Origin of the sequence: Agrobacterium leguminum (assembly GCF_005144435.2) — a bacterium.
Classification (GTDB): Bacteria; Pseudomonadota; Alphaproteobacteria; order Rhizobiales; family Rhizobiaceae; genus Agrobacterium; species Agrobacterium leguminum.
Window position 1 is genome coordinate 922,828 of sequence record NZ_CP120211.1, and the last position, 23,522, is coordinate 946,349.

The 23,522-nt window shown below is 59.6% G+C and carries 21 protein-coding genes; 10 read left to right on the plus strand and 11 right to left on the minus strand.

Annotation, left to right across the window (positions count from 1 at the left end):
- Window positions 1-48 precede the first annotated feature (48 nt).
- Window positions 49-2,319: a polysaccharide biosynthesis protein UppB gene (gene uppB / locus CFBP4996_RS04560; RefSeq protein ID WP_080852226.1), complete on the plus strand. Its 2,271-nt coding sequence runs from the start codon at window positions 49-51 to the stop codon at window positions 2,317-2,319.
- Window positions 2,320-2,337: 18 nt separating this feature from the next.
- Here the strand turns inward: uppB and uppA are convergent, their stop codons facing one another.
- Window positions 2,338-3,564, minus strand: coding sequence for a polysaccharide biosynthesis GNAT family N-acetyltransferase UppA (uppA, locus tag CFBP4996_RS04565; RefSeq protein ID WP_020811153.1), 1,227 nt, complete (start codon window positions 3,562-3,564; stop codon window positions 2,338-2,340).
- A gap of 97 nt (window positions 3,565-3,661) precedes the next feature.
- Entirely contained in the window at window positions 3,662-3,874 is a 213-nt protein-coding gene (locus CFBP4996_RS04570) for a DUF2842 domain-containing protein (RefSeq protein WP_020811154.1), read from the minus strand.
- Between the two features lie 143 nt (window positions 3,875-4,017).
- Between CFBP4996_RS04570 and CFBP4996_RS04575 the strand changes: the two genes are divergently transcribed.
- On the plus strand, window positions 4,018-5,121 hold the full coding sequence (locus CFBP4996_RS04575) for a COX15/CtaA family protein (protein WP_162935989.1): 1,104 nt from the start codon (window positions 4,018-4,020) through the stop codon (window positions 5,119-5,121).
- Window positions 5,122-5,127: 6 nt separating this feature from the next.
- Here the strand turns inward: CFBP4996_RS04575 and CFBP4996_RS04580 are convergent, their stop codons facing one another.
- From CFBP4996_RS04580 to CFBP4996_RS04605, 6 genes are all read right to left on the minus strand, one after another.
- Complete coding sequence (locus tag CFBP4996_RS04580) at window positions 5,128-5,973, minus strand: aminoglycoside phosphotransferase family protein (RefSeq protein WP_080852223.1); 846 nt, start codon at window positions 5,971-5,973, stop codon at window positions 5,128-5,130.
- A gap of 10 nt (window positions 5,974-5,983) precedes the next feature.
- Window positions 5,984-6,916 carry an N-acetyl-gamma-glutamyl-phosphate reductase gene (gene argC / locus CFBP4996_RS04585; protein WP_080852222.1) on the minus strand — a complete coding sequence of 311 codons (933 nt, stop codon included), beginning with the start codon at window positions 6,914-6,916 and terminating at the stop codon, window positions 5,984-5,986.
- Between the two features lie 70 nt (window positions 6,917-6,986).
- Window positions 6,987-7,940 (minus strand): agmatinase, encoded by a 954-nt coding sequence (speB, locus tag CFBP4996_RS04590; protein WP_003521541.1) that lies wholly within the window; start codon window positions 7,938-7,940, stop codon window positions 6,987-6,989.
- A 130-nt stretch (window positions 7,941-8,070) separates the two neighbouring features.
- Window positions 8,071-8,538, minus strand: coding sequence for a 30S ribosomal protein S9 (gene rpsI / locus CFBP4996_RS04595; protein WP_080852221.1), 468 nt, complete (start codon window positions 8,536-8,538; stop codon window positions 8,071-8,073).
- Between the two features lie 2 nt (window positions 8,539-8,540).
- A complete protein-coding gene (gene rplM, locus CFBP4996_RS04600; RefSeq protein WP_003502335.1) occupies window positions 8,541-9,005 on the minus strand; it encodes a 50S ribosomal protein L13 in 465 nt (154 codons plus the stop codon).
- A gap of 249 nt (window positions 9,006-9,254) precedes the next feature.
- The gene (locus tag CFBP4996_RS04605) at window positions 9,255-10,091 is read right to left on the minus strand and encodes an EamA family transporter (protein WP_080852220.1); all 837 of its coding nucleotides are present in this window, start codon (window positions 10,089-10,091) and stop codon (window positions 9,255-9,257) included.
- 907 nt (window positions 10,092-10,998) lie between these two features.
- Here CFBP4996_RS04605 and CFBP4996_RS04610 point away from each other — a divergent pair.
- Both CFBP4996_RS04610 and CFBP4996_RS04615 read left to right on the plus strand, forming a co-directional pair.
- Complete coding sequence (locus CFBP4996_RS04610; RefSeq protein WP_080852218.1) at window positions 10,999-11,433, plus strand: CoA-binding protein; 435 nt, start codon at window positions 10,999-11,001, stop codon at window positions 11,431-11,433.
- Between the two features lie 74 nt (window positions 11,434-11,507).
- A complete protein-coding gene (locus CFBP4996_RS04615; RefSeq protein ID WP_080852217.1) occupies window positions 11,508-12,791 on the plus strand; it encodes an O-acetylhomoserine aminocarboxypropyltransferase in 1,284 nt (427 codons plus the stop codon).
- Window positions 12,792-12,942: 151 nt separating this feature from the next.
- Here CFBP4996_RS04615 and CFBP4996_RS04620 read toward each other — a convergent pair whose 3' ends face one another.
- The gene (locus tag CFBP4996_RS04620; RefSeq protein WP_233283523.1) at window positions 12,943-13,299 is read right to left on the minus strand and encodes a MarR family winged helix-turn-helix transcriptional regulator; all 357 of its coding nucleotides are present in this window, start codon (window positions 13,297-13,299) and stop codon (window positions 12,943-12,945) included.
- Between the two features lie 264 nt (window positions 13,300-13,563).
- Between CFBP4996_RS04620 and CFBP4996_RS04625 the strand changes: the two genes are divergently transcribed.
- The 3 genes from CFBP4996_RS04625 to CFBP4996_RS04635 all read left to right on the plus strand — a co-directional run bounded on the left by CFBP4996_RS04625 (window position 13,564) and on the right by CFBP4996_RS04635 (window position 15,150).
- On the plus strand, window positions 13,564-14,028 hold the full coding sequence (locus tag CFBP4996_RS04625) for a hypothetical protein (RefSeq protein ID WP_080852215.1): 465 nt from the start codon (window positions 13,564-13,566) through the stop codon (window positions 14,026-14,028).
- Between the two features lie 153 nt (window positions 14,029-14,181).
- Window positions 14,182-14,694 carry a hypothetical protein gene (locus CFBP4996_RS04630; protein ID WP_059752622.1) on the plus strand — a complete coding sequence of 171 codons (513 nt, stop codon included), beginning with the start codon at window positions 14,182-14,184 and terminating at the stop codon, window positions 14,692-14,694.
- Between the two features lie 114 nt (window positions 14,695-14,808).
- Window positions 14,809-15,150, plus strand: coding sequence for a cupin domain-containing protein (locus tag CFBP4996_RS04635; protein WP_059752625.1), 342 nt, complete (start codon window positions 14,809-14,811; stop codon window positions 15,148-15,150).
- A gap of 38 nt (window positions 15,151-15,188) precedes the next feature.
- Here CFBP4996_RS04635 and CFBP4996_RS04640 read toward each other — a convergent pair whose 3' ends face one another.
- Window positions 15,189-16,442 carry a cytochrome P450 gene (locus tag CFBP4996_RS04640; protein ID WP_170988563.1) on the minus strand — a complete coding sequence of 418 codons (1,254 nt, stop codon included), beginning with the start codon at window positions 16,440-16,442 and terminating at the stop codon, window positions 15,189-15,191.
- An 83-nt stretch (window positions 16,443-16,525) separates the two neighbouring features.
- Window positions 16,526-17,773, minus strand: coding sequence for a GGDEF domain-containing protein (locus CFBP4996_RS04645; RefSeq protein WP_080852214.1), 1,248 nt, complete (start codon window positions 17,771-17,773; stop codon window positions 16,526-16,528).
- 452 nt (window positions 17,774-18,225) lie between these two features.
- Between CFBP4996_RS04645 and clpP the strand changes: the two genes are divergently transcribed.
- The 3 genes from clpP to lon all read left to right on the plus strand — a co-directional run bounded on the left by clpP (window position 18,226) and on the right by lon (window position 23,262).
- Window positions 18,226-18,858: an ATP-dependent Clp endopeptidase proteolytic subunit ClpP gene (gene clpP / locus CFBP4996_RS04650; RefSeq protein WP_003521529.1), complete on the plus strand. Its 633-nt coding sequence runs from the start codon at window positions 18,226-18,228 to the stop codon at window positions 18,856-18,858.
- Window positions 18,859-19,151: 293 nt separating this feature from the next.
- A complete protein-coding gene (clpX, locus tag CFBP4996_RS04655) occupies window positions 19,152-20,429 on the plus strand; it encodes an ATP-dependent Clp protease ATP-binding subunit ClpX (protein WP_059752638.1) in 1,278 nt (425 codons plus the stop codon).
- Between the two features lie 415 nt (window positions 20,430-20,844).
- Window positions 20,845-23,262 carry an endopeptidase La gene (lon, locus tag CFBP4996_RS04660; RefSeq protein WP_059752644.1) on the plus strand — a complete coding sequence of 806 codons (2,418 nt, stop codon included), beginning with the start codon at window positions 20,845-20,847 and terminating at the stop codon, window positions 23,260-23,262.
- The last annotated feature ends 260 nt before the right edge of the window (window positions 23,263-23,522 follow it).

The following is a 23,522-nucleotide window of genomic DNA, read 5'->3' on the forward strand; positions in this document are numbered from 1 at the left end:
ACCATCTATATTTGAGCGCCCGAGGTTTGTCTCGGTTACGGAGCCCGCATGAACGGCGATCGCATTGACGACAGGGATGTGGATATCGATCTTGCGCAGCTTGTCGCGGCCATATGGCAGCGCAAGGGCCGGATTGCGGCGATCACGCTTCTGGCCGGGGGCGCCGCCTTCGTGATCTCAAGCATGATGTCGCCCGCCTACAAGGGCGAGGCGCGCGTGCTGATCGAATCCCGCGCGGCCTCCTTCGGCGCTTCGCAGCAGTCCAATGCGCCCGCCGAACCCGTGCTCGATGAATTGACCGTCTCCAGCCAGGTGCAGATCCTGCAATCGGTCGACCTTATCAAGCAGGTCGCCAAAGACATGAAGCTTTACGAGCTGGATGAGTTCGATCCGGAGGCCCATCCTTCGCTCATCTCGCAGCTCCTGGTCGCCATCGGCGTCAAGAAGGACCCGCTTCAGGTACTGCCCGAAGAGCGAGTGCTGAAGGCCTTCCGGGAAAAGCTGCAGGTCTATCAGGTCGAAAGCTCGCGCGTCATCACGGTCGAATTTTCCTCGCAGGATCCGAAACTCGCCGCCGCCATCCCCAATGAGATGATGAAGGCCTATATCGCCCTGCAAAGCGGCGCGAAGCTGGATACAAGCACGGAAGCGGCGCGCTGGCTGGAGCCGGAAATCGCCAATCTGCGCGAAAAGGTGCGCGAGGCCGACAGGAAGGTCGCGGATTACCGCGCCTCCTCCGATCTTCTCTCGGCGGGGCAGGGCGAAACGCTCGCCACCCGTCAGCTCGGCGATATCTCCACCGAACTTGGCCGTATCCGCGGAGAGCGCGCCAATGCGGAGGCGCGGGCGGAAGGCGTGCGCAGCGCGCTTGCAAGCGGCCGCCCGCTCGATACTTTTCCCGATGTCGTCGGTTCCCCGACGATCCAGAGGCTGAAGGAAAACGAAACGACGATCCGCAGCCAGATTTCCGATCTCTCATCCTCGCTGCTGGAAGGCCATCCGCGCATCCGCGCGCTGCGCAACCAGCTCGACGGCATACAGCGGCAGATTCAGGAAGAGACCCGCAAGGTGCTGGCAAGTCTCGAAAACGAGGCCAATGTTTCGCGCCTGCGGGAACGGCAACTGGTCCAGCAGCTGAACATGCTGAAATCGGAAAGCGTGCGTGCGGGCGAACAGCAGGTCGGTCTCAACGATCTGGAGCGGGAAGCCTCGGCGCAAAGGCAGCTTCTGGAAACCTATCTTGCCCGTTACCGCGAAGCGACATCGCGCGCCGGCTCGGTGGATTCCACGCCGGCCGATGCGCGCGTCATCTCGACGGCGGTGGAGCCGCGCGAACCCTATTTCCCGAAGACGGGCGCCATCACCATCGTCGTAACGCTGGCGGCGTTTCTGCTGTCCTGCATCGTCGTCATGCTGGTGGAGCTTTTCACCGGTCGGGCTTTGAAGCCGATGGGCAGGAATCAGGTTCCGCCGCTCTCCGATCCGCCTTCTCCTTCGCGTGCTCCAGCCGATCCGGATAAGACCACGGACGTGCCGGAACAGTCTGTAGCCGCGCGCCATGAAACCATACAGCCCGCTGCTCGGGCCATGCCGGTCGCGGCATACCAGCCCGTTGCCGAAGAAGAAGAACGGCATGTACCGGCAGTCGCCGCTGCTGCTGCCATGCCGGCCTTGCCGGTGGAAGATGTCGCGGCTGCGAAAGAGGAGGCAATGGAGGAGGAAATCGATACCGATGACGATTTCTCCATCGACGCGGTCGCAGGTTTCCTGGCCACCCGCCTTGCCAAACCGGTCGCCGCAATCGTGTCTCCGGCCGGTGATAGCGGTTCGACCACGTCCGTCATGCTGGCGCGCGCTTTGTCCGAAATGGGCCGTTCGGTCGTTCTCGTCGACATGACGGCGTCAGCCTGTCCGACGCGGTTGATGGCGCCGGAAGCCGGGCTTCCCGGTGTCATGGATCTTCTGGCGGGCGCGGCCGCCTTCGGTGAAACCATTCACGGCGACCGCCTGTCCGACGCCCATATCGTGCCGCGCGGCAATGCGCAGCCGCGCGAGGCCATGCGCGCGATAGACCGTCTGACGATGATCCTCGGTGCGCTCTCCGACGCTTATGATACCGTCCTCGTCGAATGCGGCGCGGTGCAGATTTCGAGCCTCGGCAAAATGCTGCGCAACCTGCCGGCGGAAATCATTGTCTCGGTTCCCGGCAAGGATAGCGAATTGTTGGAAAAGACGCTCGGTGAACTGGTTGCTGAGGGCTATGAACAGGCATTGCCGATGACCGGCATGCGCAAGCCGGACCATCTGAGCGCGGCCTGAGGCGAGGCAAAACCCTGCTCAGTCGGTGGCGGTGTCCATCTTCGAGCGTCCGGCGCGAAAACGCTGAATCAGCGCATAAAGCGCCGGATTGGATTTGATCAGGCTCTTTGTCCGGGCGATGGCGACATAAGCCGAGGCCGCAACACGACCCTTCAGCGTCACCGGCAGGAATATATCGTGCTGCACGGTGAAAAGCGGGCACCAGCTGCGTTTGTAGAGCTGGTCGCCGACGCCGAAATCGAAGATTGCCGCCTTTTCGCGGCATGCCCTTTCGATCATCAACCAGAACAGCAATTCACCGGGGCTGAGTTCCGAAACGGATTCATCGATCGAACCGAACTGGCAGATGATGTGATCCTGCTTGCGCGAAAGGCCGGCTATCGCGGCGATGACGCCTTCGCTTTCGCCATGCAGGCGAATGGCGTGCAGCTCCAGCAGACTGTCCGTGCCCGTCTCGGGAAAATTGGCCAGATCGTAGAAGAAATCCCGCACCGATTGATCCCGAAACACATCCGGAATGCCCTGCGAGGCGAAACGGGCAGCCTTCTGGCGGAAAAACGCCTGCAGCAATTCGCACTTTTCCTGTGGCGACCGTGCGATCACATGGCTGTAACCGCCCATTTCCTCGGCCCTTCGGCTCTGGATGCGGAATTTCTTCCGTCGCCTCTTGGCATTGACCTGCCGAAGCGTGGCCTCGAAACTTTCGAACAGGGGAAGCTGGAAGGCCGGATTCTGGTTTTCGACGGAAGCAAGATGCGAGAGGGGATTGGTCCTGTCGCGCCACGTCAGCGGTATGTTCTGCAAGGCCAGAATATCGGCCCGGCCATGCAGCAGCTTCCGCGCTTCGCGGGCAATCGCCGCTGCGATTTCCTGTCCGGCCTGTTCGGCAAAGGAGGGGTCGAAAAGCCCGGTATTGATATTGTTGAAACGGCCGCCGGGAAAACGCGCTTTGCGGATGCCGCCTTCCAGTACGATTTCGAGCGGCAGCAGAAAGATCGTCTTGCCGCCCTGCCGGCCACGAAGCGTCAGGAGCGCGCTGTCCTGCGTCTGCGCCCAGATGGAGCACCAGCCGAAACCCTGATGCAGTGAATTGAGCGGGTCGTTTTCCAGCCGCTCCCAGTCGGCACGGATGGTGGAGGCGTCATCGACCAGATCGATCAACAGACGATCAGCACCCCGCCGCTCGTTTTGCACGGCGGTCGGCGCTTGCTCGTCGCTGATAAAGACCGGCCCCTCAGCCGCCATCCACTCTCTCCGGTTGTTTCGGTCGGACTATATCGCTGAGCGGCAAACAATCGGTTTATAAAATTGCGACCTCAGGGTGTCATGCAGTGGTCGGCGCTTAACCCTGCTTTTTGGGTCCGGCCATCCATTTGATGATCAGCATCGCCGGCAGAACCCACAGGATTCCGGTCAGCACGAAATAAGCGAGATGCACCCACCAGGGCGATTGCGCCAGCGCCGCCGATGCAATTGCCGTCGCCACCACGGCGTAAACGACGACGAGGCAGATGATGACGATGGTGCCGATAAGCGATCTGAGGCGAGGGTGCATGAAGTCTTCCGTCATTGAGTATCTGTGCGGGACTATAGCGCCGCGACCGCATGCCGCAAACCCTGAGGCCTTGTTTTGTGGTGCCGGTTGGGGCTAATCAACATGACTGTATGAGGGAGACCTGAAAGATGCGTTCGAGCGGCATGACGATGGCAAATGGTTCTGCGGAAATGGTGGTGGAGGCTGCCCTGCAGAAACAGGAAAAGGACCGCCGCCTGCTGCGCATCTGGCTGCGCGTCGTGCTCTTCACGCTCTTCTGTCTGGTCCTCGTCGGCGGCGCCACGCGACTTACCGAATCCGGCCTGTCGATTACCGAGTGGAAGCCGATCCACGGCGCCATTCCGCCGCTTTCCGTTGCCGAATGGGAAGAGGAGTTCCAGCTTTACAAGCGCATTCCTCAATATCAGGAAATCAACAAGGGCATGTCGCTCGACGAGTTCAAGACGATTTTCTGGTGGGAATGGGCGCATCGGCTGCTTGCCCGCACCATCGGCGTCATCTTCGCTTTGCCGCTCGCCTTCTTCTGGCTCACCGGCCGCGTTGAAAAGCGCCTGCGCCTGCCGCTGGTTGGCCTTCTGGCGCTGGGCGGCTTTCAGGGCTTCATCGGCTGGTGGATGGTCTCTTCCGGCCTCGTCAACCGAACGGATGTTTCGCAATATCGCCTTGCCACGCATCTGACCATCGCCTGCCTCATCTTTGCGGGCTGCATGTGGATTTTGCGCGGACTGTCGCATCATTCCCCCGAGGCGGCCGACGAAAAGACGGGCAGGGGTTTCGCCGCGCTGCTGACGGTGCTCTGTCTCTTCCAGATTTATCTCGGCGCATTGGTGGCGGGGCTGAATGCCGGCCTTTCCTATAATACCTGGCCGCTGATGGACGGTTCGCTGGTGCCGGGCGATCTCTTCCTGCAACAGCCCTGGTGGATCAACCTCTTCGAGAACCCCAAGACGGTACAATTCGTCCACCGCCTTGGCGCCTACACGCTGTTTGCCGCCACGCTGTGGCATATGGTGTCTATGGCGCGCGCCTTGCCCAATACACCGCATGCCCGCCGCGCGGTGCTGTTCTTCGTGCTCGTCTCCATTCAGGCGGCGCTCGGCATCACTACGCTTTTGATGCATGTGGATATTCACGTCGCGCTCGCTCATCAGGGCATGGCGCTGATCGTGCTCGGTTTCGCCGTCGCCCACTGGCGCGGTTTCATCGGCGAATATCCGGCGCCCGTTGCGGTCGAAGTCAGGGACTGAGGCGGCTTAGAATTGCCCGAGTACCGTTTTGATGGTGGCCGCGACGGCGAGTTCGTTGTCGCGTTCCTCCGCATTGCCGTCCTCTTCGTGCCACGCGGCAGAAAGGCAGCCATAGGCGAACGCATATTGCAGCAATAGCCGTTCGTCCCGTTGCAGCGCCTTCGCAAAGATCGCCGCCATGGAGGCGATGCGTGCCTCGCTGCGGGTGAGGTCGAAACGGTCGAGCGGATTGGAGAACATGTTGGCGACATCGAGCGCCGCATCGCCGATCAGGCCGGCCGGGTCGATGATGATCCAGCCGCGTTCGCTGCGCATGATGTTCTCGTGATGCAGATCGCCGTGCAGCGGCTTCACATCCCGCTGCCGGTCGATCAGTGCCTGCGCCAGCATGGCCGCCTCGACATAGGGGCTGTCCACGCCGTCGGTACGGTCCTGTTCGGCCTTGCGGAACAGGCTCTCGAAATAGAGCGGCAGCGTCAGCAGGCTTGAAGGCGGCGGTTGCTGCGATGGCTGATGATATCTGAGCAGGACATCGGCGGCGATTTCCGTGGTGGCATCGTCGTTTCCGTCGCGAAACAGCACGTCGCGCAGAGTCTCCGTGCCGGCATGTTCCATCAGCAGAATATCGTCGGAGCGGTCGAGCAGCTCCACGCAGCCGATGCCGGCGCGCCATTTAATGAAATCCGCGCCGCGAAGGCTGTCCTTCAATACTTTCTTTTTCAGAACCTTGGCGACGGCAAGGGAACCGTCGCCGCGCGTAAGCTCGTAGACCACCCCGGCCGGCGTATCGGCAAGAGGTTTCGCGGCCTCGATATTCCACGAGGCCGGAAAAGGGGGCGGGGCAATCTTCATGAGAAAAGTCTCATGCGGAGAGCATCAGTTCCATGTTCTGCACAGCAGCACCGGATGCGCCCTTGCCGAGATTGTCGAGCAGCGCGACGAGGTTGATGTGTTCGCCGCCCGGCGTACCGAAGACGAAGAGCTTCATCGTGTCCTTGCCCGCCAGTTCCTCGGCGTCGATGCGCGCGAGCCCTTTGCTTTCGGCAAGCGGCACCACGTTGACGATGTCCTGTCCTGCATAATGGGCGGTCAGCGCCGCATGGATCGTTTCCACGGTCGCGCCTTCCTTCAGGTCGGCGGCAAACAGCGGCACCTGCACGATCATGCCCTGCGGGAAACGTCCGACGGAGGGTGAAAACAGCGGTGCGCGGTCGAGCTGGCCATGAATGGTCATTTCCGGCACGTGCTTGTGCTTGAGCGTCAGGCCATAGAGGAAATTATTGGCGCTGATCGCGTCATCGCGGCTCTGGTCTTCCATCTGGGCGATCATCTGCTTGCCGCCGCCGGTGTAGCCGGAAACCGCATTGACGCTGACCGGATAACCGTCCGGCAGCAGGCCTGCGGCGCGCAGCGGGCGCAGAAGGGCGATCGCGCCGGTCGGGTAGCAGCCCGGATTGGCGACGAGACGGGCGGAACGAACCTTCTCGCCCTGTTCCTTGTCCATTTCGGCAAAGCCATAGGCCCAGTCCTGATGGACGCGATAGGCGGTCGAGGTATCGATGATGCGGACATTGCTATTGCCGGCCACCATCGAGACCGCTTCCCGGGAAGCATCGTCCGGCAGGCAGAGGATCGAAATGTCGGCATTGTTGAGCATATCCTCGCGCATCGCCGCATTGCGGCGCTCGGCTTCGGGTATGGACAGCAGCTCAATATCGCGGCGACCGGCAAGGCGCGTGCGGATCTGCAGACCCGTGGTGCCGTGTTCGCCATCGATGAAGATCTTCGCTGTCATGTCCTTGTCCTGACTTTTCAAAGGGTTGCGAGGGTAATCGGAATCAGTTTAGCAGGCGCCGTTTTCGTTATCAGCCGGCCTTGGCCAGCCGTTCGGCGCGCAGGCCAAGCATATACATTGCAACGGTGGCTCCGGCAATGGCGGTAATGTCAGCATGGTCATATGCGGGCGCGACTTCCACCACGTCCGAGCCGCGAATATCGAGCTGGCCAAGCCCGCGCAGAACGGAGAGAATTTTGGCACTGGTCGGCCCGCCGGCCACCGGCGTTCCGGTTCCCGGCGCAAAGGCGGGATCGAGGCAGTCGATATCGAAGGTCAGATAGGCGGGCATGCCGGCCGTGTGTTTGACGATCAGCGAAGCGATATCGCCCGCCCGCATTTCCTCCACCTCGTAACCGTGGAGGATGCGAATGCCGAAATCGTCAGGCGCATGGGTGCGGATGCCGATCTGGATGGACCGGTCCGGATCGATCAGGCCATCGCGCACGGCGCGCGCCACGAAGGAACCGTGGTCGATGCGCTTGCCATCGTCGAACCAGGTGTCCTGATGCGCATCGAACTGCACCAGCGCCAGCGGCCCATGCTTGGCCACATGCGCCTTCAAAAGCGGCCAGGTAATGAAGTGATCGCCGCCGAGCGTCAGCAGGTAATCCGTCTTGGAGATGATCCGGCGCGCTTCCTTTTCGATTGTATCAGGCGTTTTCCAGTGATTGCCATAGTCCAGCAGACAGTCACCATAGTCGATGGTCGGCATATGGGCGAAAAGATCGCGCGCGAAGGGATATTGCGGATCGTTGTCGAAGATCGCCGAGGCGCGGCGGATCGCCTGCGGCCCGAAACGGGCGCCCGGCCGATTGGAGGTGGCCGCATCGAAGGGAATGCCCCAGATGGCCGTCGATACACCCTTGAGGTTCTTGGTATATTTGCGCCGCATGAAGGAAAGGACGCCCGCATGGGTCGGGTCGGTGGCGGCCGATGTCAGGGTCGTTGCGGTGAAGGCATGGTCGATGGTTTTGGACGGCATTGATCACCCCATTGCGATTTGCGCCGAGGTTGCTGTCTTCCTGATGAAAAAACAAGGGAGGAAACCATGAAAAAAGGCGGAGCCGAAGCCCCGCCTTTCGAAGTTCTGAACGAACCGTTCTGAGAAGCGATTAGCGCTTCGAGAACTGGAACGAACGGCGGGCCTTGGCCTTACCGTACTTCTTACGCTCGACAACGCGGCTGTCGCGGGTCAGGAAGCCGCCCTTCTTCAGAACGGAGCGCAGGCCCGGTTCGAAGTAGGTGAGGGCCTTGGACAGACCGTGACGAACGGCGCCGGCCTGACCGGACAGACCACCACCGGCAACGGTGGCGATGATGTCGAACTGACCCGCGCGGGCAGCGGCGACGATCGGCTGCTGAAGGATCATCTGCAGAACCGGACGTGCGAAATACGTGGTGAAATCGCGGCCGTTGATGATGATCTTGCCAGAACCGGCCTTGACCCATACGCGGGCTACGGCGTTCTTGCGCTTGCCGGTCGCGTAGGAGCGGCCGAGGGTGTCAACCTTGCGGACATGCACGGGAGCCGAAGCTTCCGATGCCGGGGCGAGGTCTTTCAGAGAGGAAAGATCGGCCATTATCAGGCGCTCCTTACGTTCTTCTTGTTAAGCGCGGCCACGTCGAGAACGGTGGGCTGCTGTGCTTCGTGCGGATGGTTCGAGCCGGCGTAAACGCGCAGGTTCTTCATCTGGCGACGGCCGAGCGGGCCACGCGGGATCATGCGCTCGATGGCCTTTTCAACGACGCGCTCCGGGAAGCGGCCTTCGATGATCTGGCGAGCCGTACGCTCCTTGATGCCACCCGGGTGACCGGTGTGCCAGTAGTACTTCTTGTCGGAGTACTTGTTGCCGGTGAAGGCAACCTTTTCCGCGTTGATAACGATGACGTTGTCGCCATCATCAACGTGGGGGGTGTAGGTAGCCTTGTGCTTGCCGCGCAGGCGGGTTGCAACGATGGTGGCGAGGCGACCAACAACGAGGCCTTCGGCGTCGATGATGACCCACTTCTTCTCCACCTCAGCAGGCTTCTGAACGAAAGTAGACATGGATTTCACTTTCTAACGTGGACCCGGCATCCTCTTTTAAGAGCATACGGGCGTTTCTTGTTGCTTGGTTTGGTTGCCGTCAAAGGCAACCGCAAATGACCCTATTCCGGCTGGAATCCGATCTGGCGCGCTTATACGGTGCGAGGGCGAAAGCGTCAATATGACAGATTCTGGAGATCGTAAAAATAAGGCAGCAAAAACAATGGCTTGATTATGGGGTATTATTTTACCTCATCGAGCGGTCCTGTTTTATCCCAGTCGCATCACCAGAACGCCCGCTGCAATGATGCCTCCGGCAAGATAACGCCAGATGCTGGCGCGTTCTTTCAGGATCACCACGGAGATCACCAGCGCAAAAAGAATGGAGGTTTCCCGGAGCGCCGCGACGACGGCGACGGGCGCCTTGGTCATGGCGTAGAGCGCCAGCCCATAGGAGAGAATGGAGCCGCCGCCGCCAATCAGGCCGCGCCACCAGTTGCGCCGGACATGGTCCGCGACCGGGCCCACGCCGCGCTGGTAAAAGGCAAAGCCGAAAAGCAGCACGGGCGGCAGAAGCGACATCCATAACGTATAGGAGATGGCGTTGCCGGAAAGCCTTGCACCGACACCGTCGACGAAGGTGTAGGATGCGATCACGAAGGCGTTGAGCAGGGCGACCATGATCGCCTTTCCGCCACCGCGCCGCGCCTCGAAAGCGAGCGTCAGAATGCCGCCGGAGATGACGGCGATGCCGGCAAGGGCCAGCGGGCTTAAAATCTCGCTGAGGAACAGGCTGCTCGTCGCAGCGACGATCAGGGGCGCCACGCCGCGCATGACGGGATAAACAAGGCCGATGTCGCCGATCGTATAGGCAGCGGCGACAAGCCGGAAATAGGCGAATTGCAGAATGGCCGAAGCGATCAGGAAGGGAATGGCGACCGGAGCTGGAAATGGCAGGAAAGGCAGAAACGGCAGCGAACAGGCAGCCGCGCCCGCCGCGATCAGCGAGGCGTCCAGCGATTTGTCGGATCCGGCCTTGACCAGCGCATTCCATCCGGCATGCAGCATCGCGCCCAGGAGCACCAGAAGAAGAATGTCAAATGTCACAATAGAGACTCGCTCGCGGGCTACTTTGGGCAACCTACAGCATCGGCTTGAAAACCGGAATCGATTTTCGGCGAGGGCGGCAAGCCTTTCCCGATTGTTCGAGCATGCGTTTTGCGCCCGTGGAACCGCCCGCAAACGGCCTGTGATCGCAGCGGATACTGCAACGCGCGTAAAATTTATGCTTTGTGCATGTCATGGCGCCGGGGAATGATTTTGCGCTGAGGCGATATGACGTTCTGCTCATGATTTCATCCGTCAGATGGAGGCATGAGCGTCCGACGCACAGCTTATGGTTTCGCCTCACGACGAATTTTCGCTAAAAATACTACCAAATTTGTCAAATATTAGCGCCCAGTGCGCCATGGCGCTTCGGGCGCAAGGTGTATCAATCGGGCGAAGGCGCGCATGAAAAGAAATTTCATATCTTTCACGAATGGGCGACTGTAACGTTGTAGATTTGTATATAGATTGATTTACAGAATAACTTTATGAAAATTAGACGTCTCTAATTTTCCTGTGAACGGAATGAAAACAAACAGGAGACGAAGAGCGCATGAATTGCACGCTAATGTTGTTTGAGCCCTTATTTGCGGCAATTCGCGTCATTTTGAAAACTGGACAAAAATAGTCAGTACAACCGGCATTCCGGCGTTTGGTGAAATCATTTTGCGTGGGCGAAAACGTGCCACTGCGCGACGGGGTTGTCTGCCGTAGCGGCAATTTTTCAGCCGGGCAGGGGTTCAAGAGAGCGAAGAACCTTCCTAGATGGAAGGGCGGACGCAACCGGTAACGTTAGGAATGTGTCGGTGGAATTATGCAGGAGACGCTATGCTCGCGGCGCTTTCGAATGGCGCAGCTGCATTGGTATTCTTCAAACCATGCGACGCTCCAGAAGGGATAAGTTGACATGCAGCATGATAGTTACGAGCCTGATTACCTCAGAAAAATTCTGACCGATGTCAAAACCATCGCCCTGCTCGGTGCTTCGCCCAACCCGGACAGGCCGAGCCACGGCGTGATGCGCTTCCTGCTGTCCAGGGGTTATCGTGTGTTTCCGGTCAATCCCGGCCAGGCAGGCAAGGAGATATTGGGGCAGAAGGTCTATGCCAGACTCGCCGATATTCCCGAGCCGGTGGACATGATCGACGTTTTCCGGGCGCCGGAATATTTGTCGGCAATCGTCGAGGAGGCGATATTGCTGCCGGAGCGGCCATCGGTAATCTGGGGCCAGCTTTCCGTTCGCGATGACAATGCCGCCGCCAAGGCGGAAGCCTACGGTATGGAAGTCGTAATGGACCGTTGTCCTGCAATTGAGTATCCGCGTCTCAATATTGCGCGATAGTTGGTACGGATCGGACTTACCATTTGGCGGCAAGGCATTATGATCCCTCCGAAATTCCAATTGGAGGAAACATCATGCCGAGCAGCAATCCCGGGTTTTCGACGCTGGCCGTTCATGCGGGCGCGCAATCCGATCCGACCACCGGCGCGCGTGCCACACCCATTTATCAGACCACGGCCTATGCTTTCCGCGACGCCGATCACGCCGCCGCCCTGTTCGGATTAAAAGAGTTCGGCAATATCTACACCCGCATCATGAACCCCACCCAGGCGGTTCTGGAAGAGCGCGTGGCAGCACTTGAGGGCGGCACGGCCGCGCTTGCCGTCGCGTCCGGCCATGCCGCGCAATTGCTGGTGTTCCATACGCTGCTGCAGTCCGGCGACAATTTCGTCGCCGCCCGCCAGCTCTATGGCGGCTCGATCAACCAGTTCGGCCATGCCTTCAAGGGCTTCGACTGGCAGGTCCGCTGGGCCGACGCCACCGATCCGGCCAGCTTCGAGGCGCAGATCGATGAGCGCACCCGTGCCGTCTTCATCGAAAGCCTTGCCAATCCGGGCGGTACTTTCGTGGATATCGCCGCAATCGCCGATGTCGCCCACCGGCACGGCCTGCCGCTGATCGTCGACAATACCATGGCGAGCCCCTATCTGCTGCGGCCGCTGGAACATGGCGCGGATATCGTGCTGCATTCGCTGACGAAATTCCTCGGCGGCCACGGCAACTCCATGGGCGGCATCATTGTGGACGGCGGGACCTTCGACTGGTCGGCGACGGACAGATACCCGGCGCTGTCACAGCCCCGGCCGGAATATTCCGGCGTCGTGCTGCACCAGACCTTCGGCAATTTCGCCTTCGCCATCGCCTGCCGTGTGCTGGGCTTGCGTGACCTCGGCCCGGCGATCTCGCCCTTCAACGCTTTCCTCATACTGACCGGCATCGAGACGCTGCCGCTGCGCGTTCAGCGCCATTCCGACAATGCGCTTGCCGTCGCGAAATGGCTGAAAGCGCATCCCAAGGTTGGCTGGGTGCATTATGCGGGGCTGGAAGACAGCGACAACCACGCTATCCAGCAGCATTATTCGCCAAAGGGGGCGGGCTCCGTCTTCACCTTCGGCGTCAGGGGAGGTTATGCGGCTGGCAAGGCGCTGGTGGAAGGGCTGCAGCTCTTCTCCCATCTCGCCAATATCGGCGACACGCGCTCTCTCGTCATCCATCCGGCCTCCACCACCCATGCGCAGCTGACACCGGAACAGCAGACGGCCGCCGGCGCCGGGCCGGATGTGGTTCGCCTGTCGGTCGGCATCGAGGACGTCAAGGACATCATCGCCGATCTCGAGCAATCGCTCGCCAAGGTCTGATGTGGTGGCTCACGCGAGTTTGGTGCCCGCGTGACACCCAAGCATATTTTAGTGTGATTGAGCGGCCGCCGGAAAACCGTGGGACAATGTGTTTTCGGCGGCAGCGGATTTGCGTGTTGCGGCGAGGTGCACTCGCTCGGCTGCATTCAGCTTATTTTTTCTGCAAAGTGCCAATGAAGTCCTTCGAAATGGCACATGATTTTTCCATGAAGCCAATGATGAGCTGCAATTGCTCTTCATCATATTCCCCATAGAGCGCCTCCATCTTTTCCTGAAGGGGCGCATACATCTGAAACAATTCCCGCATTTTTTCGGGATGAGGCGCTGCCAGCACGCGCCGACGATCCGTAGGGTCGGGCAAACGTCTTATGAAGCCGGCCTTCTCCAGCCGGTCGAGTAGCGCCGTCACCGCTCCGGTCGTCAGGCCGGTCGATCTTGCAAGTTCACCTGCACTCGCCTGACCCTGCATCTGAAGGATGTCCAGGCACTCCAGATCGGTGGTGTTCATCCGAGCCTTTGCCGCGATGGACTGGCTGATGAGCAATGATTGCGCGCTGGCCTGGCGAAGTGCATCGGTCAACCGGCGATCCAGGATATCTCTTGACATTTGAATATCTCAATAATTAAGAAATTATAGTCATAAAGATAATCGGCCGGATGCGATTTCGCCAGCGTTAAATGTGCCGCTTACGCCTGTGAGCGTCGAAAAGTGGAAAATGTGTGCTGGCCATGCTCTCGCAGGCGTCACGGCGATTTCTGGAAGAGGTGAAAGATGTTCGATCCGCTGGTTTTCTACGCGATTGTCGTCGCCGCTGTTCTTGGGAGCGTCGGGCTGGGCGGCGGCATCTACGAGACGCTCCTTGTCGATAAGGTGTGGCCTTCGCAGCCGATGCTGATCCAGCCTGAACGGGGCGGGATCAACCGAAAGCTTTTCTGGGGTCCCGCTCACGGGCTGTTTGAGGTGGCCTTGCTCCTCGCTGTCTGGCTGACATGGGCTCACCCGGCAATTCGCGTCTGGATATGGTCCGCACTCGCCGCGCATCTTGTAGCGCGGATCTGGTCCTTTGCATATTTCATCCCAATGGCGCTTCGGTTTGAGACGGGATTGGCCGGGGACGCAACGGCCGCTTCCAATGCTGCGGCCAGATGGGTCCGATTGAGCCGCTGGCGGCTTCCCATCGAGTTTCTTGCGGTGGTCCTCCTGTTCATCGCGCTCGCGAAATCAGCGGGAAACTGAGACCGTACGCCGCCAGTTTCCACCGGTCTGTGGAGAAAACCTCGGTGCCAGGTTTAACGGCGCGCTGCTTCCGTTCATCCGCGACCATCTTACTCAAAGCGCCGAATCCGCCTAGAACAGACCCCTGCAGTCCCATCGCGAAAGATACGCCACATGAAAAACCGAACCGGAATGCTCCGTATTGTCACCCTTCTCCTTGCAATCGGGGTCGCGGGTGTGGCTGATATACCGGTCGTAGCTTCGGTTTCGCCGGCAAAGGCAGAGGCGGAATATTTCCCGACGCAGCAGGATTTTGTCGGGAAATGGAAGCTCACCGGCGCGACCAGCCGCCCGCCGCGCGACATGAAGACTGAGCCTACCGCCCAGCAGGAAGCGGATGCGACACTGTTCCAGGAGACGGTGACGACATTTTATTCCGCGTTTGATTATCTGGAGATCACGGCGGACGGTCGCTACAATTTCCATCAACCCGGCGATCCCTCAGGTTCATGCGTCTGGTGCGGCACCTGGTCCTTTGACAAGAGTTCGCTGTGGCTGAAGCTGGATACCGCGCCCCGGCTCGATATTTACGCGAAGGACGGCGATATACAGATGACGTACACCGCCGAACCCGACAAGAAGTCGAAATACACCTGGCTGGTTTTCGGCTGGACGAAGATGGAGTAGGCGCCTCGTTTCCTCGGTGGCAACGCCCAATCGGAACACCCAAGACTATTTGACGAAGCGCCCACAATTGAGCAAAGCTATATGGCCAACCATATTTGACGGACAGGGGACGTCATGACGAATTTTCTGTCCTTCGATGATATCGCCGAGCTGGAATACGGTGCGCCAGCACCGGAAAGACTGATTTCCGGCGATCCCAAATTCACCACATGGAATATCGAGGAAGCTCCCGGCGGCATCTATGCCGGCATCTGGCAGTCCACGCCCGGCAAATGGCGGGTGGTCTATGACGAGTGGGAATATTTCAACATTCTCGAAGGCCATTCCATCCTGACCGAAGACGGCGGTGCGCCGCGCGATCTGAGGCCGGGCGACCGCGTTATCCTGCGTCCGGGCTTTACGGGCACCTGGGAGGTCGTGGAGACGACGCGCAAGGATTATGTCATCCGGCTCTGAAACCGGATGGTCCTTGCGAGTGCTCTACCGGCCAAATCTCACCAGCTGAGATCGAGCCGCTCCAGACCATGGAAATGATAGACATCCTTGACCCTGGGCGGCTCGGCGATCTTCAGGCCCGGCAGGCGTTTGAAAAGCAGGGATAGGGCAAGATTAAGCTCCAGCCTCGCCAGCGGCGCGCCGATGCAGAAATGGATGCCGGCTCCGAAGGAGACGTTGGCGCCCTCGTTCCGGTCCGGCCGAAAGGTGAGGGGATCGGAAAATTTTGCCGGATCGAGATTGGCGGCGGCGAGGATGAGGCTGACCTTGTCGCCGCGCTTGAACGCGATGCCGTCGATTTCGACCGGCTCCAGAACCCAGCGCTGGAAAATATGCACCGGGGCGCAGATGCGCAGGGTTTCTTCCACCGTCCGTTCTGTGGTCGCCTCGTCGTTAAACAGCGTCTCGGGGGAGATGCCGCTTTCCAGAATGATGCGCACGGAATTGCCGATCTGGTGCACGGTCGCCTCGTGCCCGGCATTCAGCAGCACGATGGTGGTGGAGACGAGCTCATCGTCGGTGAGGTACTGGCCCTTGTGTTCCGTGTGGATCATGTGGCTCAGCAGATCGTCCTTCGGTTCCGCCCGCCGCTCGGCGATCACGCTGCGCACATAGTCTGAAAACTCATGCGCGGCCCTGTCGGCCAGCAGCTCGTCTTCCGGCGTGCGCTTGAACATATACATGCCGACATAGGCATGCGACCATTTCAGAAGCTGCGGCCCCATCTCCTCGGGAATGCCGATCATGCGGGCGATCATCGTCACCGGAATTACATCGGCATAGGAGGAGAGCAGTTCCGTTTCGCCCTTGCTTTCGAAAGCGTCGATCAGACGGTTGGCGAGTTCCTCGATTTCCGGCTTCATCTTGTCGACATGCCGCGACACGAAGGCGCGGTTGATGAGCGTGCGCAGGCGCGTGTGCTCCGGCGGTTCCAGTTCCAGCAGCGAATGCTGCTCGGCGGCGTCGAAATGCTTCACATGTTCGAGCGGCTCCGCCAGGCCGATCTCTTCGCGGCTTGCCACATGCAGGATCTGCCGTCCGAAGCGGCGGTCACGCAAAAGCGCGCTCACATGGTCGTATCCGGTGAAAAACCACTGCCGCTGCTCTTCCCAGTAGAAGGTAGGACATTCAGCGTGAAGGGCCGCATAGACCGGGTTCGGATCGTTGTAGAAAGCCGGGTCGCGGGCATCAAGGGAAACGCGGCGGGTGGCGGGATCGATTTTGAGAAACGGAAATGTCGCTGTCATGCCCATGGTCTATTCCGCGCGCGGCGCTTTGGGAAGGGAGGGAAATCCCTTCCGGATATCTCTATGCCTGTCACTGGGTGGTTACATCGTCATCGGCTGGCGATGGCGGATATCCGGTTCAGCGCCGCGACCTGGCGGTCGGCATTGTTGTCCATCGGATTTTCGTCGCGGTCCGAGGCGGGCACGACGACATTGGCTGAATTGACATGGATGACGGTCCGGTTGCGCCCGGCCTTCTTGGCGGCATAGAGCGCGCGGTCGGCTTCCGTCATCATCGTGTTGAGGTCGGCATCTTTTATCATGGCTTCCGATATGCCGACGCTGGTGGTCACCTCGATGGCTTCACCGCGCGAACTGATCTTCGAAAGGCGCAGATTGCTGCGGATGGCTTCCGCAAGCGTCGCCGTGCTGGAAGGGCTTTCGACTTCGGCAACCAGAGCGAATTCCTCGCCTCCCATTCTGACGAAAAGGCCACGATCGCCGATTGCGCGCTGAGCGATATGACAGAAATGCACGAGCACCGTATCGCCGGACTGGTGGCCGTATCTGTCGTTGATCTTCTTGAAATGGTCGATATCGAACAGCACCAGCGCCACGTAACGGCTGGAGGCCGGCGATCTTTTCTTGATACGCTCGAACTCCTCCAGCAGACCGCGACGGTTGAGAACGCCGGTCAGATGATCGGTCATGGCCAGCCGGTGGAGACGAATCTCCGTGTCTTCCATGATGATCTTGGCGCTGATCATGATGATGGCCGTGAAGCCGAGCATGCCGGAAAAGGCAAGCGCCGATGTCAGCGGAATGGCATTGGGGGCCGCGGCATTGGCGGGGATGACGATGGATGCGACGAACGCTCCCGCAAAAGCCTGCAGGACCAGGATCGCGGCCAGAACCCGGCGGCTGCGTGAGGCGCGCGCCTTGCTGGCCAGAAGGACGCCGGCGAGCATGAAATAACCGGTGGCCGCGCTGGCATGATAAAGCAGGATGCGGGCCACCATGTTTTCACGCACGGGCGGCAGGAACATTCCGGCGATCCACAGCAGAGCCGGAATGGCGACCCAGCCGCCGATTTTCCGCTGCTCGAAGCACAGCAGGCCCGCAAGCCAGAAACCGAAGGCGGAAAGTGCGAGCGTATTGCCGACCTGAATGGACATAAAACTGGAAATATCCCCGCGAAGCGCCACCATTACCGTGCCGATGCCCGTGGTGAGGAAACCGGCCGCGAAATAGAGATTATGCCGGCGGGAAGGGCGGTGCAGCCACAGCGTTCCCAAAAGCACGGCAAGGGTGAGCGTTTCCGCCGCCCACAGTAGCGTGCTCGTCTTTGCATCCAGCATTGCAAAATCCTATCTGCGCCATAATGCGGTAAAAGCGGGCTCTCTCGCACGAGGTGCGTTATGCCCGCTGGAATTGTTGAGCTGCCATTTCGCCCGGATGGGCCCATTCCCCAACGGGAACCGGAAATTCGCTGGCCAGTATCGGCAGCAAATACTAACGAGTTCTTGCCGGTGAGAAGTTATATCTGTGTATGGTGGGCGATTTTTGCCGTCGTCGCCTGCCATAGTAAAAAAATGGTGGCGGCGAGGGAAAGAGGCCCGGCTGGCGCCGCCCGGTCCGAAAGCCCTGTCAACCTCGGCCCGAAAGGCCTGCAAACGCTGTTGAGCCGTTAAGGATATGCGGCTTCGTGTCTTGAAGTACGGGGCAGGGACACTCTATGTAGGGAGTATGAAGGTTAGAAGTGATTCCGGAGCGGTTTTTCGCGAAGGGCAGAGTTTGACAAAGGACGGACATGAAAAATCCAGTTGATACCGCCATGGCTCTGGTGCCGATGGTCGTAGAGCAGACCAATCGCGGCGAACGCTCCTACGACATATTTTCCCGTCTTCTCAAGGAACGCATCATTTTCCTCACCGGCCCGGTGGAAGACCAGATGGCTTCGCTCGTCTGCGCGCAGCTGCTTTTCCTCGAGGCTGAAAACCCGAAGAAGGAAATCGCGCTCTACATCAATTCGCCAGGTGGCGTCGTGACCGCCGGCATGGCGATCTACGATACGATGCAGTTCATTCGCCCTGCGGTGTCCACGCTCTGCGTCGGCCAGGCCGCATCCATGGGCTCGCTGCTTCTGGCCGCCGGTGAAAAGGGAATGCGTTTCGCAACCCCGAACGCCCGCATCATGGTGCACCAGCCTTCCGGCGGTTTCCAGGGCCAGGCTTCGGACATCGAGCGCCACGCCCGCGACATCATCAAGATGAAGCGTCGCCTCAATGAAGTCTACGTGAAGCACACCGGCCGTACGCTCGAAGAGGTTGAAAAAACCCTTGATCGCGACCACTTCATGGATGCAGACGAGGCGAAGGACTGGGGCGTGATCGACAAGATCCTGACCTCGCGCCAGGAAATCGAAGGCGCCGCCGCGAATTGAGGCGCGCCGCTTTTTGACGTTTGTTTGAATCCGCAAAAGTAATTTCGGGGCTTTCAACCGCAACAGAAAGCGATATTAGTATATATAAAGGCTATGTTGAATTTTTATGACGTGGCCTTTGGTTTGATGGGGAATTCGTTGCAGCCGGTTGTCAGCTCATGTATCTGATACCGGTTAGTACCCCGGGAAACGAGGCGGATACGGCGATGCACCCCAAGGGCTGCCGTATCGGCGGGCGGTAAGTTGACCGCGATCCGTTTGGCGGACCTGCGGCGTGCTGGAAGGAAAGAGATATGAGCAAAGTCAGCGGCAGCAACGGCGGCGACTCTAAGAATACACTCTATTGTTCATTCTGCGGCAAGAGCCAGCACGAAGTCCGGAAACTCATTGCCGGACCGACGGTATTCATCTGCGATGAATGCGTCGAATTGTGCATGGACATCATCCGCGAGGAGAACAAGACGTCGATGGTGAAGTCGCGCGAGGGTGTTCCCACCCCGCAGGATATCATCAAGATCCTCGACGAATACGTCATCGGCCAGAAGCAGGCGAAGAAGATCCTGTCTGTTGCCGTTCACAACCACTACAAGCGCCTCGCGCACGCCTCCAAGAATGGCGATGTCGAGCTTGCGAAGTCGAACATCATGCTCGTCGGCCCGACGGGTTGCGGCAAGACCTATCTTGCCCAGACGCTCGCCCGCATCATCGACGTTCCCTTCACCATGGCGGACGCAACGACGCTGACCGAAGCCGGTTATGTCGGCGAGGACGTGGAAAACATCATCCTGAAGCTGTTGCAGGCTGCGGATTACAATGTCGAGCGCGCCCAGCGCGGCATCGTCTATATCGACGAAGTCGACAAGATTTCCCGCAAGTCGGACAACCCGTCCATCACGCGCGACGTGTCGGGCGAGGGCGTTCAGCAGGCGCTTCTGAAGATCATGGAAGGCACGGTCGCTTCCGTTCCGCCGCAGGGCGGCCGTAAGCATCCGCAGCAGGAATTCCTGCAGGTGGATACGACCAACATCCTGTTCATCTGCGGCGGCGCCTTTGCCGGCCTCGACAAGATCATCTCGGCCCGTGGTGAAAAGACCTCGATTGGCTTCGGTGCGACCGTCAAGGCGGAAGACGATCGCCGCGTCGGCGAGGTTCTGCGCGAGCTGGAGCCGGAAGATCTGGTGAAGTTCGGCCTCATTCCGGAATTCATCGGCCGTCTGCCGGTTCTCGCCACGCTGGAAGACCTCGACGAGGATGCGCTGATCCAGATCCTGTCCGAGCCGAAGAACGCGCTGGTCAAGCAGTATCAGCGCCTGTTCGAGATGGAAGATGTGGAACTGACCTTCCACGAGGACGCCCTTCGCGAAATCGCCCGCAAGGCGATCACCCGCAAGACCGGCGCCCGCGGCCTGCGCTCGATCATGGAAAAGATCCTTCTGGACACCATGTTCGAACTGCCGACGCTGGAAGGCGTGCGCGAAGTGGTCATTTCCGACGAGGTCGTCAGTGGCCTTGCACGCCCGCTCTACATCTATGCGGATCGTCAGGAAGAAAAGACCAACGTTTCGGCCTGATCGGTCGGTCCGGTGCTTCGATGAAGTTAGAAGGCCCGCCTCCGTGCGGGCCTTTTCTGTTGTCGCCGGGTGTGAAACTTGCGCCTAACTTGGCGAAGCCCGATTTTGCGTTTGGAGCGGATTGCGCTTTGCTGATAAAGTCTTACAACTGATTTGCAGCGCGATATGACGGAAATGTGAATTCCCGTCGGCGACCCGGTTCCCATGTCCTTCGGGATAACCGGAAATGTCGGGAGTACTAGCCGGCGCTGGGTTTTGTTGAATTTCACGGTCTTGCGGCTTAGCGGGACCGTCTGTTCCGGCGACTTGAAATCGGTGTTTCGAAACTCCACTTTCAGTCTCGAGAAATGAATGTGCCGGATGCCCCAAGCTGTCCGGCAAAGTGTCCCGAAAGGGACCATGGAAAGGAAATGATATGACGAACATCACGTCTGCGGCATCTGGCGGTACCTATCCGGTACTTCCCCTGCGCGACATTGTCGTTTTCCCGCATATGATCGTTCCCCTGTTCGTCGGGCGGGAAAAATCCATCCGTGCGCTCGAGGAAGTCATGGGCTCGGACAAGCAGATCATGCTTGTCACCCAGATCAACGCCAGCGATGACGATCCGGCCCCGGAGGCCATCCACAAGGTCGGCACGGTCGCCAATGTCCTGCAGCTCCTGAAGCTTCCCGACGGCACCGTGAAGGTGCTGGTGGAAGGCAAGGGCCGCGCCCAGATCGACAGCTACACCGGCCGTGAAGACTTCTATGAAGCCACTGCGACGCCGTTGCAGGAGCCTGCCGAAGATCCGGTCGAGATCGAGGCGCTGTCGCGTTCGGTCGTGTCTGAATTCGAGAGCTATGTGAAGCTCAACAAGAAGATTTCGCCCGAGGTTGTAGGCGCTGCCGGCCAGATCGACGATTATTCGAAGCTTGCCGATACGGTCGCTTCGCACCTGTCGATCAAGATCACCGAAAAGCAGGAAATGCTGGAAACCGTCAGCGTGAAGCAGCGGCTCGAAAAGGCGCTCGGCTTCATGGAAGGCGAAATTTCCGTGCTGCAGGTGGAAAAGCGCATCCGCTCGCGCGTCAAGCGCCAGATGGAGAAGACGCAGCGCGAATATTATCTGAACGAACAGATGAAGGCGATCCAGAAGGAACTCGGCGACGGCGAGGACGGCCGTGACGAGATGGCCGAACTGGAAGAGCGCATCGCCAAGACCAAGCTTTCCAAGGAGGCCAAGGAAAAGGCCGAGGCGGAAATGAAGAAGCTTCGCCAGATGAGCCCGATGTCCGCGGAAGCGACCGTCGTGCGCAACTATCTGGACTGGCTGCTCGGTCTGCCCTGGGGCAAGAAGTCGAAGATCAAGGCAGACCTCAACGCTGCCGAGAAAATCCTCGATCAGGATCATTTCGGTCTCGACAAGGTCAAGGAACGCATCGTCGAGTATCTCGCCGTACAGGCGCGCGCCTCGAAGATCCGCGGACCCATCCTGTGCCTCGTCGGCCCTCCCGGCGTCGGCAAGACCTCGCTCGCCAAGTCGATCGCCAAGGCGACCGGCCGCGAATATGTGCGCATGGCGCTTGGCGGCGTGCGTGACGAGGCGGAAATCCGCGGTCACCGTCGTACCTATATCGGCTCCATGCCGGGCAAGATCGTCCAGTCGATGAAGAAGGCCAAGAAGGCGAACCCGCTCTTCCTGCTCGACGAAATCGACAAGATGGGCATGGATTTCCGTGGCGATCCGTCGTCGGCTCTGCTCGAGGTGCTCGATCCGGAACAGAACTCCACCTTCATGGACCATTACCTTGAAGTGGAATACGACCTGTCCGACGTGATGTTCGTGACCACGGCCAATACGCTGAACATTCCCGGCCCGCTGATGGACCGTATGGAAGTAATCCGCATCGCCGGTTACACGGAAGACGAAAAGCGCGAAATCGCCAAGCGTCACCTGTTGCCGAAGGCGATCAAGGAACATGCCCTTCGTCCGGAAGAGTTCTCGGTTACCGATGACGCCCTGATGGTCGTGATCCAGCAGTACACCCGTGAAGCCGGTGTGCGCAGCTTCGAACGCGAGCTGATGAAGCTGGCGCGCAAGGCTGTCACCGAGATCATCAAGGGCAAGGTCAAGTCCGTGGAAGTCACCGCTGCCAACGTGCCGGATTATCTGGGCGTTCCGCGGTTCCGCCATGGCGAGGCCGAGCGCGAGGATCAGGTCGGCGTCGTCACGGGTCTTGCCTGGACGGAAGTCGGCGGTGAGCTGCTCACCATCGAAGGCGTGATGATGCCGGGCAAGGGCCGCATGACGGTTACCGGCAACCTCAAGGAAGTGATGAAGGAATCCATTTCGGCGGCGGCATCCTATGTCCGTTCGCGCGCCGTGGACTTCGGCATCGAGCCGCCGCGCTTCGACAAGAGCGACATCCACGTGCACGTTCCGGAAGGTGCGACCCCGAAGGACGGACCGTCCGCCGGTGTTGCCATGGCCACCGCCATCGTCTCCATCATGACCGGCATCCCGGTCTCGAAGGATGTGGCGATGACGGGCGAGATCACGCTTCGTGGTCGCGTGCTGCCGATCGGCGGCTTGAAGGAAAAGCTGCTTGCGGCCCTTCGCGGCGGCATCAAGAAGGTGCTGATCCCGGAAGAAAACGCCAAGGACCTGGCGGAAATTCCGGATAATGTGAAGAACGAGATGGAAATCATCCCGGTGTCGCGCATGGGCGAGGTCATCAAGCACGCCCTTATCCGCCAGCCGGAGCCCATCGAGTGGGACGGCAGCATCGAGACGCCGGTGATCGCAACCGTCGAAGGCGTCGACGACGGCAGCCAGACCATCGCGCATTGATGCATGCATCGTCGCGAGGGGCGGGAATCGCCTTTCGCGACGGCTGCTGCATAGATTCAATGTGTTAGGTGTCTGATGGCGCATGTGGCGTAAAGCTGCGCACAAGTGATGCGAATTTGGCACGAATATGTGGAAGGCCGGCAGAAATGTCGGCCTTTTTTGTGAAAAAAAACGCAGACCCCTTGTTTTTCAGGCGATTCCAGCGCTTTTGGGTTGCTGCGCGCGGATGCGAACGTATTCTGCGCCGGCTTAATTTGAGT

Bases quoted from the DNA above. Each gene is read 5' to 3' on its own strand.
- uppB (WP_080852226.1), top strand. From the start codon at position 49: ATGAACGGCGATCGCATTGACGACAGGGATGTGGATATCGATCTTGCG.
- uppA (WP_020811153.1), bottom strand. From the start codon at position 3,564: ATGGCGGCTGAGGGGCCGGTCTTTATCAGCGACGAGCAAGCGCCGACC.
- CFBP4996_RS04570 (WP_020811154.1), bottom strand. From the start codon at position 3,874: ATGCACCCTCGCCTCAGATCGCTTATCGGCACCATCGTCATCATCTGC.
- CFBP4996_RS04575 (WP_162935989.1), top strand. From the start codon at position 4,018: ATGACGATGGCAAATGGTTCTGCGGAAATGGTGGTGGAGGCTGCCCTG.
- CFBP4996_RS04580 (WP_080852223.1), bottom strand. From the start codon at position 5,973: ATGAAGATTGCCCCGCCCCCTTTTCCGGCCTCGTGGAATATCGAGGCC.
- argC (WP_080852222.1), bottom strand. From the start codon at position 6,916: ATGACAGCGAAGATCTTCATCGATGGCGAACACGGCACCACGGGTCTG.
- speB (WP_003521541.1), bottom strand. From the start codon at position 7,940: ATGCCGTCCAAAACCATCGACCATGCCTTCACCGCAACGACCCTGACA.
- rpsI (WP_080852221.1), bottom strand. From the start codon at position 8,538: ATGGCCGATCTTTCCTCTCTGAAAGACCTCGCCCCGGCATCGGAAGCT.
- rplM (WP_003502335.1), bottom strand. From the start codon at position 9,005: ATGTCTACTTTCGTTCAGAAGCCTGCTGAGGTGGAGAAGAAGTGGGTC.
- CFBP4996_RS04610 (WP_080852218.1), top strand. From the start codon at position 10,999: ATGCAGCATGATAGTTACGAGCCTGATTACCTCAGAAAAATTCTGACC.
- CFBP4996_RS04615 (WP_080852217.1), top strand. From the start codon at position 11,508: ATGCCGAGCAGCAATCCCGGGTTTTCGACGCTGGCCGTTCATGCGGGC.
- CFBP4996_RS04620 (WP_233283523.1), bottom strand. From the start codon at position 13,299: ATGAACACCACCGATCTGGAGTGCCTGGACATCCTTCAGATGCAGGGT.
- CFBP4996_RS04625 (WP_080852215.1), top strand. From the start codon at position 13,564: ATGTTCGATCCGCTGGTTTTCTACGCGATTGTCGTCGCCGCTGTTCTT.
- CFBP4996_RS04630 (WP_059752622.1), top strand. From the start codon at position 14,182: ATGAAAAACCGAACCGGAATGCTCCGTATTGTCACCCTTCTCCTTGCA.
- CFBP4996_RS04635 (WP_059752625.1), top strand. From the start codon at position 14,809: ATGACGAATTTTCTGTCCTTCGATGATATCGCCGAGCTGGAATACGGT.
- CFBP4996_RS04640 (WP_170988563.1), bottom strand. From the start codon at position 16,442: ATGGGCATGACAGCGACATTTCCGTTTCTCAAAATCGATCCCGCCACC.
- CFBP4996_RS04645 (WP_080852214.1), bottom strand. From the start codon at position 17,773: ATGCTGGATGCAAAGACGAGCACGCTACTGTGGGCGGCGGAAACGCTC.
- clpP (WP_003521529.1), top strand. From the start codon at position 18,226: ATGAAAAATCCAGTTGATACCGCCATGGCTCTGGTGCCGATGGTCGTA.
- clpX (WP_059752638.1), top strand. From the start codon at position 19,152: ATGAGCAAAGTCAGCGGCAGCAACGGCGGCGACTCTAAGAATACACTC.
- lon (WP_059752644.1), top strand. From the start codon at position 20,845: ATGACGAACATCACGTCTGCGGCATCTGGCGGTACCTATCCGGTACTT.